Source organism: Arthrobacter zhaoxinii (assembly GCF_025244925.1).
In the GTDB taxonomy this organism is placed as follows: Bacteria; Actinomycetota; Actinomycetes; order Actinomycetales; family Micrococcaceae; genus Arthrobacter_B; species Arthrobacter_B zhaoxinii.
Window position 1 is genome coordinate 100,084 of record NZ_CP104275.1, and the last position, 16,281, is coordinate 116,364.

The window sequence follows — 16,281 nt, forward strand, 5'->3', positions numbered from 1 at the left end:
CCGCTAAACAGATAGTAGAAGGACAGCGTTGAACACCCCCCGCCTCGTCACCACGGCCGCCGAACTGCGCGCCGCCACCACGGAACTGCTGCATAAAGCCGCAGCCGCCGACCCCTCCCGCGTCCCCTCCCTGGCGCTGGTCCCCACCATGGGTGCCCTGCACGAAGGGCACGCCTCCCTGATGGGCGCCGCCCGGGCGGACAACGACGTCGTCACCGCGTCGGTGTTCGTCAACCCCCTCCAGTTCGACGATCCCGCGGACCTGGAGCGGTACCCCCGCACCCTCGACGCGGACCTGGAGCTCCTGGGCCGGGCCGGAGTGGACCTGGTCTTCGCCCCGTCCGAGGAGGAAATGTACCCTGGCGGTGCTCCGCTGGTGCGCCTGAGCGCCGGCACCATGGGCACCCGGTGGGAGGGCGCCGTCCGGCCGGGACACTTCGACGGGGTACTCACCGTGGTCGCCAAGCTTTTCCACCTCGCGGCCCCGCCGGTGCCTGCACGCTTCCGGGCCTACTTCGGGCAGAAGGACGCCCAGCAGGTGGCCCTCATCCGGCGCATGGTTGCCGACCTCAACTTCGACGTCGAGGTCACCGGTGTGCCGATTGTCCGTGCAGCGGACGGACTCGCCGAATCCAGCCGGAACCGTTTCCTCGACGCCGGCCAGCGGCAGGCGGCACTCGTGCTGTCCCGGGCGCTGCACCTGTTGAAGGAACGCGCTGCGGCGGGCCAACCGCTGGACCTGCCCGCCGCCGTCGAACTTGTTTCCGCGCAGCCAGGTGTGGAACTGGATTATTTCGAGGTGGTGGACCCGCAGACCCTCGAACCGCTTCCCGCACCTGCCGGCGAACCGCTGGCCGGAACGGCGCTGGCACTGCTCGCCGCACGGGTGGGTCCGGTCCGCCTGATCGACAACGCCCTGCTGCCGTAGCGAAAGTACCTGCGCTCCCTGCGTCCTGTGGGCAGGGTGCATGGAGCGCAGGAACCGGGAGCGGCGCTTTGCTCTGTAAACTTAACAACCGTGACCACATCTAACCCCGTTCCCGAAGCCGCAGACACCTCCGAACAAATGCGCATCCGTGCCGAGAAGCGTGCGCGGCTGATTGACCGCGGGGACGAGGCCTACCCGGTAGGGGTGGAACGCACCGCCTCGCTGAAGGAAGTCCGCGAGAAATTCGGCCACCTGCAGGCCGACGAAGCCAGCGGCGAGACCGTCGGCGTGACCGGCCGCGTGGTGTTCATCCGCAACACCGGAAAGCTTTGCTTCGCCACGCTGCAGGAAGGCAACGGAACCCGGCTGCAGGCGATGCTCAGCCTCGCCGTCGTCGGCGAGGAATCCCTCGCGGACTGGAAATCCCTCGTGGACCTGGGCGACATTGTCTTCATCCGCGGCGAGGTCATCTCTTCCCGCCGAGGTGAACTCTCCGTGATGGCCCAGTCCTGGTCCATGGCGTCCAAGGCCCTGCGGCCGCTGCCGGTGCTGCACGCCGGACTGAGCGAGGAAACCCGTGTCCGCCAGCGCTACGTGGACCTGATGGTGCGCGACGAAGCCCGCGACATGGTCTACAAGCGTGCGGCAGTCATCCGCGGGGTCCGCGACACCCTGCACGGCCACGGCTACGTGGAGGTGGAAACCCCCATGCTGCAGCTGGTGCACGGCGGTGCCGCGGCCCGTCCGTTCGAAACGCACCTGAATGCCTTCGACCAGAAGATGACCCTGCGCATCGCCACCGAGCTGTACCTCAAGCGGGCGGTAGTGGGTGGAATCGAGCGGGTCTTCGAGATCGGCCGCATTTTCCGCAACGAGGGTGTGGATTCCACGCATTCTCCCGAATTCACCACGCTGGAATGCTACGAGGCCTACGCGGACCAGTTTGTAATGGCCGAGCGGATGAAGGAAATCATCCTGCACTGCGCTGACCTCATGGGCAGCCGGAAGATTGAAACCGCCGCCGGCACCATTGACCTCGACGGCGAGTGGCGCTGGCTGAGCGTGTACCCCGGCCTGTCCGAGGCAGTCGGTACGGAGATCACCCCCGAAACCGACGCCTCAGCGCTCCGGGAGATTGCAGAAAAGCACGGCGTGAAGGTGGACCCGAAGTGGGACGCGGAAAAGCTTGTGATTGAGCTGTTCGGCGAAATTGTGGAGCCGACGCTGCTGCAGCCCACCTTTGTCTACGACTATCCGCCCTCGGCGCAGCCGCTCGCCCGCCCGAACCGCGAGGATCCCCGCCTGATTGAAGCCTGGGACCTCATTATCGGCGGCATGGAACGCGGCACGGCCTTCTCGGAGCTGATTGACCCGGTCATCCAGCGTGAACGCCTCACCGAGCAGTCCCTTCTGGCCGCCGGCGGCGATGACGAGGCCATGGCCCTGGACGAGGACTTCCTTCGGGCGCTGGAATACGGCGCCCCTCCCATGGGTGGCATCGGCCTCGGAATTGACCGCCTTGTGATGCTTTTCACGAATACAGGAATCAGGGAAACAATTCTGTTTCCCCTCCTAAAGCCGGAAATGGGTTAACCATGGAATATGTAGAAGTCCTCCTGCCGTCAGTTTGTGTTGCAGCTCTCTTTTATTTCGTGATGCGGGCCCTGCTTAACTCGGATCGGTCGGAACGGCAGGCACTGGCTGAGGCCGAGAGGGAAGCTGACCAGAGTGTAGCCCATGAAGCTTTGAAAAAACCGGGTGAAGAAGACAATAAATAGCCAAGTACTTTGACGGGGCTTTACTAATTGCGCCATACTCTAAGTGGTCTCATAATTAGTCTTCCCATATTTAGCTGCTTAGGAGCCTGTCATGGCGCAAAAAGTAAAAATCATTCTCGTGGATGACGTCGACGGTGGAAGTGCGGATGAGACCGTACGGTTTGCCCTGGACGGGTCACAGTACGAGATTGATCTGTCAAAGGACAATGCCAAAACTCTCCGCGATGCACTGAAGCCCTATGTTGATGCCGGCCGCAAGGTTGGCGGCCGCACCGGCCGTCCGCGCGGCACCGGATCCGCCCGCAGTAATGAAGCAGCACAGATCCGCGAATGGGCCCGTAAGAACGGCTACACGGTTTCCGAGCGGGGCCGCGTCAACAGCGAGATCATCGATGCCTACCGGGCAGCGCAGAGCTAGGCGTACTGCTTAGGTCTCACGCCGATGGCGAACAAGCTCCTATTGCACCCCTGGGGCACGTAGCATCGAATTACGCGTTAGCTAGGAGTGTGCCTCATGTTTGAAAGATTTACCGACCGTGCCCGTCGCGTTGTCGTGCTTGCCCAAGAAGAGGCCCGCATGCTCAACCACAACTACATCGGCACCGAGCATATTTTGCTTGGGCTCATTCATGAGGGTGAAGGTGTCGCTGCTAAGGCCCTTGAATCCCTGGGCATCTCGCTTGGTGCTGTCCGCGAGCAGGTGCAGGAGATCATCGGTCAGGGCCAGCAGGCCCCGACCGGTCACATCCCCTTCACCCCGCGGGCCAAGAAGGTGCTGGAGCTCTCGCTCCGTGAAGCCCTGCAGCTCGGCCATAACTACATCGGCACCGAACACATCCTGCTCGGCCTGATCCGTGAAGGTGAAGGCGTCGCCGCGCAGGTACTGGTCAAGCTTGGTGCTGACCTGAACCGCGTCCGCCAGCAGGTCATCCAGCTGCTTTCCGGCTACCAGGGCAAGGAGCCCGTCTCCACCGGTGGCCAGCAGCAGGAAGGCCAGCCCGCCGGATCCGTGGTGCTGGACCAGTTCGGCCGCAACCTGACCCAGGCCGCGCGTGAATCCAAGCTCGACCCGGTAATCGGGCGCGAGCATGAAATGGAACGCGTGATGCAGGTGCTTTCACGCAGGACCAAGAACAACCCCGTCCTGATCGGCGAGCCCGGCGTCGGCAAGACCGCCGTCGTCGAGGGCCTGGCCCAGGCAATCGTGCGCGGCGACGTGCCCGAGACCCTCAAGGACAAGCAGCTCTACACCTTGGACCTGGGTTCGCTTGTTGCCGGTTCGCGCTACCGCGGTGACTTTGAGGAACGCCTGAAGAAGGTCCTCAAGGAAATCCGCACCCGCGGCGACATCATCCTGTTCATCGACGAGATCCACACCCTCGTGGGTGCGGGTGCCGCCGAAGGCGCCATCGACGCCGCATCGATCCTGAAGCCGATGCTGGCCCGGGGCGAGCTGCAGACCATCGGTGCCACCACGCTGGACGAGTACCGCAAGCACATTGAAAAGGATGCCGCGCTGGAGCGCCGCTTCCAGCCGATCCAGGTTGCCGAGCCGTCGGTGGCGCACGCCATCGAGATCCTCAAGGGCCTGCGTGACCGCTACGAAGCGCACCACCGGGTTTCCATTACCGATGCCGCACTGGCTTCCGCGGCAACGCTGGCCGAGCGGTACATCAGTGACCGGTTCCTGCCGGACAAGGCAATCGACCTGATTGACGAGGCCGGCGCCCGGCTGCGGATCCGCCGGATGACGGCTCCGCCGGAGCTGAAGGAAATCGACGAGCGGATCTCGGCGCTGAAGATGGAGAAGGAGTCCGCAATTGACTCCCAGGACTTCGAAGGTGCCGCCTCCCTGCGCGACAAGGAGCAGAAGCTCCAGGACCAGCGCGCGGAGAAGGAACGCCAGTGGAAGTCCGGCGGCCTGGATGACATTGCCGAGGTGGATGAGGAACTCATCGCCGAGGTGCTTGCCAACTCCACCGGCATCCCCGTGGTCAAGCTGAACGAGGAAGAATCCACCCGCCTGCTGCGGATGGAGGACGAACTCCACAAGCGCGTCATCGGCCAGGACCAGGCCATCAAGTCCATCTCGCAGGCCATGCGCCGTACGCGGGCCGGACTGAAGGACCCCAAGCGTCCCGGCGGCTCCTTCATCTTCGCCGGTCCCACCGGCGTCGGTAAGACCGAGCTGGCCAAGGCACTTGCCGAGTTCCTGTTCGGCGACGAAGATGCCCTCATCACCCTGGATATGTCCGAATACGCCGAGAAGCACACCGTCTCGCGCCTGTTCGGTGCTCCTCCCGGATACGTGGGCTACGAAGAGGGCGGGCAGCTGACCGAAAAGGTCCGCCGCCGTCCGTTCTCCGTGGTGCTGTTCGACGAAGTGGAGAAGGCCCACTCGGACCTCTTCAACTCGCTGCTGCAGATCCTGGAAGACGGCCGCCTGACCGACGCCCAGGGCCGGATGGTGGACTTCAAGAACACCATCATCATCATGACGACCAACCTGGGTACCCGGGACATCTCCAAGGGCGTTATGACGGGCTTCCAGTCCGGTACGGACACCAAGACCGGTTACGACCGGATGCGGGCACGGGTCACGGAAGAACTGAAGCAGCACTTCCGCCCCGAGTTCCTCAACCGTGTTGATGACACCGTGGTCTTCCCGCAGCTGACCCAGGAAGAGATCGTCCAGATTGTGGACCTGTTCCTGAACCGCCTGAGCCAGCGCCTGGCCGAGAAGGGCATGAGTATCGAGCTCACCCCGGCTGCCAAGGTACTGCTGGCAACCCGCGGCTACGATCCCGCCATGGGTGCCCGGCCGCTGCGCCGGACCATCCAGCGCGAAATCGAGGACCAGCTGTCCGAGAAGATCCTCTTCGGCGAACTGAAGCCCGGCGAGGTCATCTCGGTGGACGTCGAGGGCGAAGGCGACGAAGCGAAGTTCACCTTCGTCGGCAGCGGTGTCCCGAAGGCCATTGAGGAAGCTACCCCGGCAATCGAAGCCAGCGTCACCGATTAACAACCGGATAGCAGAACCAATTGCACGGTAAGGACCCGGCGGGCAGACAGCCCGCCGGGTCCTTCCGCGTTAACCGGGCCCCGGGTCGGTGGCGCTGACCGGCGGAAGCATTTGGGCGGACCCGCCCCGGCAGCCCTAGACTGGGCCGGTGACCTCCGTACCCGCCATCACTATCCGCCGCGCCCGCACCTCCGACGTGCCGAGGATCCGCGCCCTTGTTGCGCCCCTGGCCGAGGAACGGATCCTGGTGGCCAAGGAAGCGGTGGCCTACTACGAGGCGCTGCAGGAATTCTGGGTCGCCGAGGACGCTGACGGGCGGGTTGTCGGGTGCGGTGCCCTGCACGTGATGTGGGAAGACCTTGCCGAGGTGCGGACGCTGGCCGCCGATCCGGCCCTGCGCGGCAGCGGCATCGGCCATCGCCTGCTGGAACAGCTGCTGGCCGATGCCGTCGAAATCGGCGTCACCCGGGTTTTCTGCCTGACCTTTGAAGTGGAATTCTTCCGCCGGCACGGATTTGCCGTGATGGCCAATCAATCCGCCGTCGATCCCGAGGTCTACTCCGAACTGCTGCGCTCCTCGGATGAGGGCGTCGCCGAATTCCTGGACCTTGCGCGGGTAAAGCCGAACACCCTCGGAAATACACGGATGATCCGCTCGTTTTAGCCGGCGGACGCCCGCGGGGCGTTCGCAGAGAGAGGAACCGGCGGGTCTGCGCTGGCCTTTTCCTTTCAATACTGGATAAGCTCAGGCTACTTAGCATCATCAACGGCCCCGATGAAGCGCGGCGAAAAAACGGCTGCGAACCAGCAGCGGTTTCGCGTTTGAGACGGGCCACGATCAGAAAGCGGGTTCAGTAATGGGCGCAGATGACAAGATGCAGAACAAGGCCGAAAACCTTGGCGGCAAGGTCAAGGAAGGCGTAGGCAAGGCTACCGGCAACGAGAGCATGGAAGCCGAAGGCCACGGCGACCAGGCCAAGTCGAGCCTGAAGGACGCCGGAGAAAACGTCAAGGACGCTTTCAAGGGCAAGTAAGGCTTTAGCAAAAAGCGGGAGGGGTTCACCCCTCCCGCTTTTTCGTGCCGGAAACTGTTTTCGAGGCCTCCACCAGTGCCGGCTGGACACCCTGCTGCCCTGTCGCACTGCAACACGCACAGGTAGGGTCGTTGGGGTGAGGGAGCCTTGGCGTGCCCGCAGGGCTCAAAGTCCGTCCACTAAGGAGCCCCGGCGTCATGAAGAAACTCATCAACAATCCCCGCTCGGTGGTGGCCGAATCGCTCGAAGGCTTCGGGCTGGCCCACCACGAGCTGGTCCAGATCCATCTGGACCCGGACTACGTGCTTCGGCGCGACGTCCCGGTCGAGGGCAGGGTAGGTCTGGTCTCCGGCGGCGGCAGCGGTCACGAGCCGCTGCACGGCGGCTATGTGGGCCGCGGAATGCTCACCGCCGCTGTCCCCGGTCCGGTGTTCACCTCGCCTACCCCGGACCAGATCCTGCCGGCCATCGTGAAGAGCGATTCCGGGTCGGGCGTCCTGCTGGTCGTGAAGAACTACACCGGAGACGTCCTGAACTTCGAGACCGCCGCCGAGCTTGCCGCCGTCGAAGGCATCGACGTCCGCACAGTGGTGGTGAACGACGACGTCGCGGTGGAGGACTCGCTCTACACCGCGGGCAGGCGTGGCGTAGCCGGTACCGTGCTGCTGGAGCGGATCGCCGGCGGTGCCGCGGACCGGGGCGACGATCTTGGCAAGGTGGCGGAGATCGCCGAGCGGGTGAACGCCAACGTGCGGTCCATGGGCGTGGCCCTGGCACCCTGCACGGTGCCGCATGCCGGCGAGCCGAGCTTCACCCTCGCTGAAGACGAGATTGAAATGGGCGTGGGAATCCACGGCGAGCCCGGGCGGCACCGGGTGGCGATGACCAACGCAGATTCCATTACGGACCAGCTGATGGAACCGGTGCTGAGCGACCTCGGGGTCGCCTCCGGGGACCGGGTGCTGCTGTTTGTGAACGGAATGGGCGGAACCCCGCTGAGCGAGCTGTACATCGTGTACCGCCGCGCGGCTAAGATCCTTGAAGAGCGCGGCGCCCGGGTGGAGCGTTCCCTGGTGGGCAACTACATCACCGCCCTGGAAATGGAGGGTGCGTCAGTGACCGTCCTGAGACTGGACGATGAGATGACGGAGCTGTGGGACTCGCCGGTGAACACCCCGGCACTGCGGTGGGGAGTCTAGGAATGGCACTGGATGCAGCCTGGGCAGATAAGTGGATGCGCCTCAGCGCCGCCGCCCTCAGCGAGAACCGGCAGCGGCTGACCACCCTGGACCGGGAGATCGGCGACGCGGACCACGGCGAAAACATGGAACGCGGGTTCAGCGCGGTGGTGGAGAAGCTGGAGGCCGACGGCGTTCCGGAAACTCCCGGAGCAGTCTTCAAGACCACGGCCATGACCCTGATGTCGAAGGTGGGAGGTGCCGCCGGCCCGCTGTACGGGACGGCGTTCCTGCGTGCCTCCACCGCGGCCGGTACGGCGCCGGTCCTCGGCCCGGCCGAACTGGTGGCTGTCCTAGCGGCAGCCCGGGACGGCATAGTTGCCCGCGGCAAGGCCGAACCGGGCGACAAGACCATGATCGATGCCTGGACCCCCGCCGTCGATGCCGCCGCGACGGCCGAGTCTGCCGGCTCCGGGCCGGTGGAGATCCTCACTGCGGCCGCGAACGCCGCCGAGGCGGGATTGGCCGGGACCGAGCCGCTCGTCGCCCGCAAAGGCCGGGCCAGCTACTTGGGGGAACGCAGTGCCGGACATCTGGATCCCGGAGCAGCCTCCACGGCGCTGATCCTGCACGCGGCGGTTTCGGCGGCGGAGGCGGCAGCGTGAGTGTCGGCCTGGTGGTTGTCTCCCACAGCGCGAAACTGGCTGAGGGCGTCTGCGAGCTTGCCGCCCAGATGGCCGCCGATGTTTCCATTGCTGCGGCCGGCGGGACGGACGACGGCGGCATCGGCACCAGCCTGGAGAAAATCATGGCCGGTATTGCCGCCACGGACTCCGGCGAGGGCACGGTGCTGCTGACCGATCTGGGATCCGCGGTGATGACCGCGGAATCCGCCCTGGAGTTCCTCGAACCCGAGCAGCAGCAGCGGGTCCGGATGGCGGATGCGCCGCTGGTGGAGGGTACGGTGGCCGCGGCCGTAGCGGCGCAGACCGGCAGGAACGTCGCTGACGTTGCGGCTGCGGCGGAGTCCGCCGGAGCATCCTATGCACCGGACGGTGAAACGCCCGGTAAAGCGTCCGGCGCAGCCGGCGACGCCGGCGCGCCCGCGCCTGCGGAACCGGAGCCGGCTGCCGGTGACACCGCCAGCGGTGCCTGGACGCTGGTAAACCCGATGGGCCTGCATGCCCGTCCGGCTGCGGTGGTGGCCCAACTGCTGGCGGACCTGGATGCGGAGATCACCATCAACGGGGTGGACGGCAAATCGGTCATGATGCTGATGACGCTGGGCCTGCGGCCGGGGGAGACCCTCAGCGCCACTGCCACCGGACCCGATGCGGCCCGGGCCGTGGAACTCCTGGCGGAGCAGGTGCGGAACGGGTTCGGGGAAATCTGAGTCCTTCGCCGGTCAAAGCGGCAGCGACACTCCGCTGGCGTCTTCCGCGGCCAGCCGGTCCGCGATCAGACCGGTGAGCGCCCGCTCCATCTGCTCCTGCGGTGCCTGCAGCCGGTGCAGTGCGGCCAAGGGGCCGAGTTCGGCCGCCAGGGGCGGGGCGCCCAGATCAACCGGCGCGTGCAGCAGCAGTTCCCGGCGGACCGGGCCGTCAGCCGAGCGCAGCACCGCCATCATGGCCCCGCGGACCTGGCGGTCCGTTCCCGCCCAGGCCTGGCCCTTGGCGGTGTAATGCGGTTCCGGCCTGCCCGCGGCCACCCAGGCGCAGCGGTCCAGTATCGGACACTGTTCGCATTTAGGGCTGCGGGCCGTGCACACCACCGCGCCGAGTTCCATGACGGAAGCATTCCAGGCCACGGAATCCGAGGTGTCGGCGGGCAGCAGTGAAGCAGCGAGCCGCATTTCCGCAGCGGTCAGCGCGGGTGAGGGCAGGGCATTGCCGGTCACTGCGCGGGCATGTACCCGCCGGATGTTGGTGTCCACCACTGTTTCCCGCCGGCCGAAGGCAAACGCCGCCACAGCTGCGGCCGTATAGTCGCCGACGCCGGGCAGCCGCAGCAATTCCGGGTAGGTCGAGGGAACCTCGCCCCCGAACTCCTCCACAATGGCCTTCGCGGCGGCGTGCAGCCGCAGCGCCCGGCGAGGATAGCCGAGCCTGCCCCAGGCCCGGACCGCCTCGCCGCTGGATTCCGAGGCCAGCCCGGCCGGCGTCGGCCACCGCTGCAGCCACGAAACCCAGACCGGCAGGACGCGGACTACGGGTGTCTGCTGGAGCATGATTTCACTGACCAGCACACCCCAGGGCGTGCGGTCGGAATCCCGCCAAGGGAGGTCGCGGGCATTGCCGGCGAACCACCCGGTGATACGACGGTGCAGTTCTTCCGCCTGTGAATCCATCTAGCACTCCCTTGACCAGCAATACTCTACTAACCGGCGTGGTGCGCCTCGTAATCGAGGTGCCGGTCCCTAGCCTTGAACCATGAAGGGGACCCGAACACAGCAGCCGGCCGGAGACCGCACCGGTCCGCGGCGGCCGAGCCCCGCCGTCTACCGTCGCCGGCGGCTCGTTGCCGCCGTCCTTGCCGTGCTGCTCCTCGTGGGGCTCGGCTTCGCAGTTGCCGCCGTGGTTGGCCTACTGGCCCCGGAAAAACACCCCGTAGCCGACGCCACCGTCCCGGCTCCGACCCTCACCGCGCCGGCCGCCACCCCGGCCGCGGCTCGAGCACCGAAACCACCGAAACCGGCGGCAAGCCCGTCGGAATCCGCCTGCCGGCCGGACGCAGTCTCGGTGACGGCGGCCACCGATGCCGGGACCTACCCGGCCGGAGCCGCACCTATCCTGACCCTCACCGTCACCAACACCGGGGAATCAGCCTGCGAGATCAACGTGGGCACTTCCCAGATGGAATTCCTCGTGGCCAGCGGATCGGACCGGATCTTCTCCTCCGTGGACTGCCAGGACGGCGGCAAGGACTACCTCCGGAAGGTGGAGCCCGGAGCGTCGGAGACGGCCAACTTCACCTGGGAACGGAACCGGTCAGCACCGGGCTGCGCTGCCGTGGCTTCCAACCCCAACCCCGGCTACTACGTGTTCACTGCCCGGCTTGGGGAAACCAGCAGCGAAGCAGCCGTCTTCGAACTGGAATAGTCCTACATAAACCGGTCAAGAAGGCTGGTTTCAGCGATCCGGGAGAGACCCTCACGAACGGTGCGGGCACGCTGCTCCCCGATGCCGTCGACCGTCATCAGATCATCAATGTTTGCCGCCATGAGGTTCTGCAGGCCGCCGAAGTGGTCCACCAGCCGGTTCGACACCGCCGGGGGAACGGATTTGATGTTGCTCAGGAGCCGGTAGCCGCGCGGCTGCACCACTGCTTCAAGGGAATCCTGGCCCGGCTGGAAGCCCACCACCGCGGCGATCTTGCTGAGGTCCACCATTTCGGACGAACTCATGTTCTGCAGGGTGGCGATCTGTTCCTCGACATTGCGTTTGCCGTCATTCAGGTCGGCGTAGTCACGCAGGATCATTTCGCTGCCCGGTCCAAGGCCGGTGGTCAGTTCCTCCAGCTGCAGGGACAGCAGACGGCCGTCCACTCCAAGTTCGAGGACATACTGGGAGATTTCCTCGGAAATCCGGCGGACCATTTCCTGGCGCTGCAGCGTGACCGCTACGTCGCGGACCGTCACCATCGCTTCGATTTCCAGTGCGGAGAGGGAATTCGTGACCTGGTCCAGCCGGGCGCGGTACCGCTCGAGGGTCGCCAGTGCCTGGTTGGCGCGGGCCAGCACCGGCTCGGATCCTTCCAGGACATGGCGGAGTCCGCCGACGTAGAGCTGGATGATCCGCATGGACTGGCTGACCGAAATCACCGGGAAGCCGGTCTGGATGGCAACCCGCTCGGCCGTCCGGTGCCGGGTGCCGGACTCATGCGTTTCGATGGTGTGGTCGGGGACCAGCTGCACGGCCGCCCGCAGGATGTTCCTGGCGTCGCGGTCACAGACAATCGCGCCGTCCATTTTCGCCAGCTCCCGCAGCCTGGTGGGAGAGAAGTCAATGCCGATGTCGAACCCGCCGGAACAAATGGCGTCCACCGCGCGGTCAAAGCCCAGGACGATCAGGGCGCCGGTGCGGCCCCGCAGGATGCGCTCGAGTCCGTCACGGAGCTCGGTCCCCGGTGCTACCCGCGCCAGGGTTGCTTTCAGCGCGTCTTCGGGACTGCGGGCCATGGTCACTTCCTTCCGGCCCGGGGGCCTGGACAATCTGGGCTGAGGCTTGCCCGTCCCTATACTAGTGGGAGATTCCGGTACACTCTCCACCGCGTGAACCACGGCACGTCCCTGCCCGGGGCGCAGCACGCTTCCATTCCGCCCGGTCCCGTGACCCGGCGCACGGCCGGGTCCGCCGGCGCCGCGGCGGCAGTGTTAGAAGAGCAGCTCGAGCGCCTCGGCCAGGGTGGAGACTTCGCGGACCTTGAAGCCGGCCGGGACATTTCCCGGTCCGTTGGGGGAGGCCGGAACCACCGCGTGGGTGAAGCCCAGCCGTTCCGCCTCGGTGATCCGGCGGCCGATACCGGGCACCGGACGCACCTCCCCGGCCAGTCCCACCTCGCCGAAGGCAATGAGCTGGGCTGGCAGCGGTTTGTTCATTTTCGCCGACGCCACCGCCAGCGCCACCGCAAGGTCCGTCGCAGGTTCGCTCAGCTTCACGCCGCCCACGGTGGAGACGTAGCTGTCATCCTTGGCCAGGCTCATGGAGGCACGCTGCTGCAGGACCGCCAGCAGCATGGCCACGCGGGAGGCGTCCACACCGCTCGTGGCGCGGCGTGCCTGGGCATTACCGGTTTCCGCGACCAGGGACTGCACCTCGGCCACCAGCGGACGCTTGCCCTCCAGCGTCACGGTGATGCAGGTGCCCGACACCGGGTCCTTGGTGCGCGAGACGAAAAGCCCGCTGGGATCGGCGAGCCCTTCGATGCCGTCTTCGGTCAGGTCGAAGCAGCCCACCTCGTCCGTCGGCCCGTACCGGTTCTTGACCGCACGCAGCAGCCGCAGCCTCGAATGCCTGTCGCCGTCGAACTGGCACACCACATCCACCAGGTGCTCCAGCAGCCGCGGGCCGGCGATGGACCCGTCCTTGGTGACATGGCCGACCAGCAGGGTGGTCATGTTCCGGGTCTTGGCAGCGTTGATCAGGGAGGCCGCCACCTCACGGACCTGGCTCACTCCGCCGGCGCTGCCGTCCACAGCGGTACTGCTCAGGGTCTGGACCGAATCCACTATCAACAGTCCGGGGGAGACCTGCTCCACCTGGCCCAGGGCCTGGCCCAGGTCCGTTTCCGCGCTGAGATAGAGGTTCTCCGACACGGCGCCGATGCGCTCGGCCCGCAGCTTCACCTGCGCCGTGGATTCCTCACCCGTAACGTAGAGAACGTCACGCCCCGCTCCTGCCACACGGGCAGCGACGTCGAGGAGCAGGGTGGACTTGCCTACACCGGGCTCGCCGGCCAGCAGGATCACGGCGCCCGGGACCAGCCCGCCGCCCAGGACGCGGTCCAGTTCACCGACCCCGGTGGCCTGATAGGCGGCAGTGGTGGCGTCCACCTCACCGATCCGCAGCGCCGGGCGGGCAACTACTGTGGCGGCGGTGGTGCGGGCAAGGACTTCACCGGATTCCTCCACTGTTCCCCAGGCCTGGCATTCGCCGCAGCGTCCCACCCATTTGGCCGTTGTCCAACCGCATTCCGAGCAGCGGAAGTTGGCGGTCTTGGGCCGTGCAGTCTTTGTTGCCATGGAAACAGGCTATCCCGCGGCACTGACACTGCTTTTCTGTCGGTCCGTCCGGCCTCAGACCTCAGACAGGTAGGTCACTGCCTCTTCATGGGTCAGCCCCGTGGATTCCAGCAGGTCCACCACCAGCGGGCGGAAGAGCATAATCAGCGCATCCCCCTGCAGGTCCGTGATGCCCAGTGACTTCGGATGCAGGCGCGTTCCCACGGCCGCCAGCTCATTGCGGGCCTGGCGCAGGTGCCGCAGCCGGGTGTCCGGTCCTTCACCGCCACCCAGGGCGCGGGCGAGGATGTCTACGGCGTCGGCGGTTTCGTTGAGCACTTCCGAGACACTCTCGATGGCCTCGTCGCCCAGCGATGCATGGTTGATGACCGACGTCGTGCGGCGCGCGAAGACCCGGCTGTTACGGACCGCAAGGTCCAGGTAGCCGATGGAGCCGCGCAGATCCCCCAGTTCCGCCAGATAGCGGCGGTAGGCAGGGGAAATCCGGGCAACCTCCCGTGCGTCCCGGACGCTGCGGGCGAGGGTGTCCAGCTGGGGCTGGGTGTTCCGGGCCCGCACCAGCGCATGCCAGGCAATGGTGGAATCACTCTTCTCAATGGCTTCGGAACACTGGCGCAGCACGGCGGAGAGTTCGTGCAGGAGCTCGCGGATATTGGACTTCGGCTCCCGGCGCGGATCGCGCGGCGCCAGCATGGTCACCACCAGGGCAAAAACACCGCCGACGATGGCATCCAGGCTGCGGGTAAAGGCACCGCCGTCCGGGGCGGGAAGAAGGACCACCAGCAGGGACTGCAGCCCCAGCTGCGTGGTGAAGATGACGCCGCGGTCCAGGAACCGTGCCAGCATCACCGAGACAAAGAGGACGACGGCGGCCTGGGCCAGGCCGTTGCCCAGCAGGGTGAGCAGGATTTCGCCGATGGTGATGCCCAGCGTGCAGCCGATCCCCACCTCCAGCACCCGGCGGGTGCGCGGTTCCCGGGAGAACCCGAGCGAAATCAGGGCGGCAGTGGCGGCGAACAGCGGACCCTCATGTCCGAGCACGTACTCCGCGAATGCGTAGGCTCCGACGGCGCAGACGGTCATCTGCAGGGCCGGCACCACCGAATTGCGGCTGCGCTGCAGCCCCACGCGGGCCCGGTTCAGCAGGAAACCCCGGCTTTTGGCGAAGGAGCTGCGTTGGGGCATGAAACCAGTCTAGGGGGCGCCTCAGCCATCCTGTATCCGAGGTTACATTCGGCGGCCACGGATGTTCCCCCGCCGCCCGGCGGCCGTTAACTTTCCGTTCACCTTGCTCCGCCAATCTTGGACAGGAACGTGTTGGAGGTTCCACCTGCTCGACTGCTTTTCCGCATTCAGCTTCCCGGCGCAGCAGCGCCGAACAACCCCTTGAAAGGGATCCGATGGTGAAGGTTTCGAATTTCGGCCGCACTGCATCCGTTCTGACCGTCTCGGCTGCAGTTGCCCTGGGCCTTGCCGCCTGCGGCACCGACAGCGCTGCACCGGCCGGAGCTCCGGCAAGTACCGAAAGCTCCGTCACCGGTACGCTTTCCGGTGCCGGTGCCTCCTCCCAGGACGCGGCCATGCAGGCCTGGATTGCCGGCTTCGGGTCGGCGAACCCGCAGGCGTCCATCCAGTACTCACCGGACGGCTCCGGTGCGGGCCGGGAAGCGCTGCTGGCCGGCGGGGTGCAGTTTGCCGGGTCCGACGCCTACCTTGATGAAGAGGAGACCGCGGCAGCCGCGGAGGTCTGCGGTCCCGACGGCGCCATCCATGTTCCCGTGTACATTTCACCGATCGCCGTTGCCTTTAACCTCCCCGGCATAACGGAGCTGAACCTGGACGCAGAGACCATCGCAGGCATTTTCCGCGGCGAGATCACGGCATGGAATGATCCGGCCATCGCAGCCCAGAACGAGGCAGCAAAGTTGCCGGACACCCCCATCACTGCGGTGCACCGCGGCGACGAATCCGGCACCACCAAGAACTTCACCGAATACCTGGCCGAGGCCGCTCCCGACACGTGGACCGATCCGGCAGCGGGCGAATGGCCTGCCGGTCTGCCGAACGGCGAAAGCGCTTCCGGCACCGGCGGTGTCATCTCCACGGTGAGCTCCACCGAGGGCGGCATCACCTATGCCGACGCCTCCGCGGCCGGTTCCCTGGGCAAGGTCAGCGTCAAGGTGGGCGATGCCTACGTGCCGTTCAGCGCCGACGCCGCTGCACTCGCCGTCGAATCCTCCACTCCGGCGGGCGGGGAAGGCCGACCCGAAGCGGACATGGCCATGGACCTGGACCGCGATACGGCGGCATCCGGTGCTTATCCCGTGGTGCTGGTGAGCTACCACGTCTTCTGCACCAGCTATGAGGACCAGCAGACAGTGGACCTGGTCCGCGCGTTCGGCAACTACGTGGTCAGCGACGAAGGCCAGTCGGCCGCGTCGGACGCCGCGGGCAGTGCGCCGCTCTCGGATGCCCTGCGCGGCAAGGCGGAAACCGCGCTGGAAACGATCAAGGTGCGTTCATAACGTGCCCGTCCTGCCCTCTCCCGCCTCTGAGGCGGGGGAGGGCAGGGTCCGCTCCAAGGCGGAGTACCTACACTGA

Annotated in this window: 16 protein-coding genes; 12 read left to right on the forward strand and 4 right to left on the reverse strand. The window is 66.1% G+C overall.

Annotated elements, in window-relative coordinates; all coding sequences use genetic code 11:
* The first annotated feature begins 28 nt into the window (after nucleotides 1-28).
* The 10 genes from panC (at nucleotide 29) to dhaM (ending at nucleotide 9,333) form a co-directional block, all read left to right on the forward strand.
* Entirely contained in the window at nucleotides 29-928 is a 900-nt protein-coding gene (gene panC, locus N2K95_RS00490; protein ID WP_260652459.1) for a pantoate--beta-alanine ligase, read from the forward strand.
* Between the two features lie 138 nt (nucleotides 929-1,066).
* Nucleotides 1,067-2,521: a lysine--tRNA ligase gene (lysS, locus tag N2K95_RS00495; RefSeq protein ID WP_260653678.1), complete on the forward strand. Its 1,455-nt coding sequence runs from the start codon at nucleotides 1,067-1,069 to the stop codon at nucleotides 2,519-2,521.
* Between the two features lie 2 nt (nucleotides 2,522-2,523).
* Nucleotides 2,524-2,706 (forward strand): hypothetical protein, encoded by a 183-nt coding sequence (locus N2K95_RS00500; RefSeq protein ID WP_255791402.1) that lies wholly within the window; start codon nucleotides 2,524-2,526, stop codon nucleotides 2,704-2,706.
* Nucleotides 2,707-2,797: 91 nt separating this feature from the next.
* The gene (locus tag N2K95_RS00505) at nucleotides 2,798-3,124 is read left to right on the forward strand and encodes a histone-like nucleoid-structuring protein Lsr2 (protein ID WP_255765597.1); all 327 of its coding nucleotides are present in this window, start codon (nucleotides 2,798-2,800) and stop codon (nucleotides 3,122-3,124) included.
* A gap of 96 nt (nucleotides 3,125-3,220) precedes the next feature.
* Nucleotides 3,221-5,728: an ATP-dependent Clp protease ATP-binding subunit gene (locus N2K95_RS00510; RefSeq protein ID WP_260652460.1), complete on the forward strand. Its 2,508-nt coding sequence runs from the start codon at nucleotides 3,221-3,223 to the stop codon at nucleotides 5,726-5,728.
* A 148-nt stretch (nucleotides 5,729-5,876) separates the two neighbouring features.
* Entirely contained in the window at nucleotides 5,877-6,392 is a 516-nt protein-coding gene (locus N2K95_RS00515; protein WP_260652461.1) for an amino-acid N-acetyltransferase, read from the forward strand.
* Nucleotides 6,393-6,585: 193 nt separating this feature from the next.
* Nucleotides 6,586-6,762 carry a CsbD family protein gene (locus tag N2K95_RS00520; protein WP_230025589.1) on the forward strand — a complete coding sequence of 59 codons (177 nt, stop codon included), beginning with the start codon at nucleotides 6,586-6,588 and terminating at the stop codon, nucleotides 6,760-6,762.
* Nucleotides 6,763-6,959: 197 nt separating this feature from the next.
* Nucleotides 6,960-7,961 carry a dihydroxyacetone kinase subunit DhaK gene (dhaK, locus tag N2K95_RS00525; protein ID WP_260652462.1) on the forward strand — a complete coding sequence of 334 codons (1,002 nt, stop codon included), beginning with the start codon at nucleotides 6,960-6,962 and terminating at the stop codon, nucleotides 7,959-7,961.
* Nucleotides 7,962-7,963: 2 nt separating this feature from the next.
* Nucleotides 7,964-8,605: a dihydroxyacetone kinase subunit DhaL gene (gene dhaL / locus N2K95_RS00530; protein ID WP_260652463.1), complete on the forward strand. Its 642-nt coding sequence runs from the start codon at nucleotides 7,964-7,966 to the stop codon at nucleotides 8,603-8,605.
* The gene (gene dhaM, locus N2K95_RS00535; RefSeq protein ID WP_260652464.1) at nucleotides 8,602-9,333 is read left to right on the forward strand and encodes a dihydroxyacetone kinase phosphoryl donor subunit DhaM; all 732 of its coding nucleotides are present in this window, start codon (nucleotides 8,602-8,604) and stop codon (nucleotides 9,331-9,333) included. Before dhaL ends, dhaM begins: the two co-directional genes overlap by 4 nt.
* A 12-nt stretch (nucleotides 9,334-9,345) precedes the next feature.
* Here the strand turns inward: dhaM and N2K95_RS00540 are convergent, their stop codons facing one another.
* Nucleotides 9,346-10,287, reverse strand: a complete 942-nt coding sequence (locus N2K95_RS00540; RefSeq protein ID WP_260652465.1) for an HhH-GPD family protein — start codon at nucleotides 10,285-10,287, stop codon at nucleotides 9,346-9,348.
* An 82-nt stretch (nucleotides 10,288-10,369) separates the two neighbouring features.
* On the opposite strand from N2K95_RS00540, the gene N2K95_RS00545 reads away from it, so the two are divergent.
* Complete coding sequence (locus tag N2K95_RS00545; protein ID WP_260652466.1) at nucleotides 10,370-11,038, forward strand: DUF4232 domain-containing protein; 669 nt, start codon at nucleotides 10,370-10,372, stop codon at nucleotides 11,036-11,038.
* A gap of 2 nt (nucleotides 11,039-11,040) precedes the next feature.
* Here the strand turns inward: N2K95_RS00545 and disA are convergent, their stop codons facing one another.
* The 3 genes from disA to N2K95_RS00560 all read right to left on the reverse strand — a co-directional run bounded on the left by disA (nucleotide 11,041) and on the right by N2K95_RS00560 (nucleotide 14,865).
* On the reverse strand, nucleotides 11,041-12,117 hold the full coding sequence (disA, locus tag N2K95_RS00550; protein WP_255791412.1) for a DNA integrity scanning diadenylate cyclase DisA: 1,077 nt from the start codon (nucleotides 12,115-12,117) through the stop codon (nucleotides 11,041-11,043).
* 195 nt (nucleotides 12,118-12,312) lie between these two features.
* Nucleotides 12,313-13,680, reverse strand: a complete 1,368-nt coding sequence (gene radA / locus N2K95_RS00555; RefSeq protein WP_255791413.1) for a DNA repair protein RadA — start codon at nucleotides 13,678-13,680, stop codon at nucleotides 12,313-12,315.
* 54 nt (nucleotides 13,681-13,734) lie between these two features.
* Nucleotides 13,735-14,865: an FUSC family protein gene (locus tag N2K95_RS00560; protein WP_255791414.1), complete on the reverse strand. Its 1,131-nt coding sequence runs from the start codon at nucleotides 14,863-14,865 to the stop codon at nucleotides 13,735-13,737.
* 218 nt (nucleotides 14,866-15,083) lie between these two features.
* Here N2K95_RS00560 and pstS point away from each other — a divergent pair, with 218 nt between their 5' ends.
* The gene (gene pstS / locus N2K95_RS00565) at nucleotides 15,084-16,205 is read left to right on the forward strand and encodes a phosphate ABC transporter substrate-binding protein PstS (RefSeq protein ID WP_260652467.1); all 1,122 of its coding nucleotides are present in this window, start codon (nucleotides 15,084-15,086) and stop codon (nucleotides 16,203-16,205) included.
* Nucleotides 16,206-16,281: the final 76 nt, after the last annotated feature.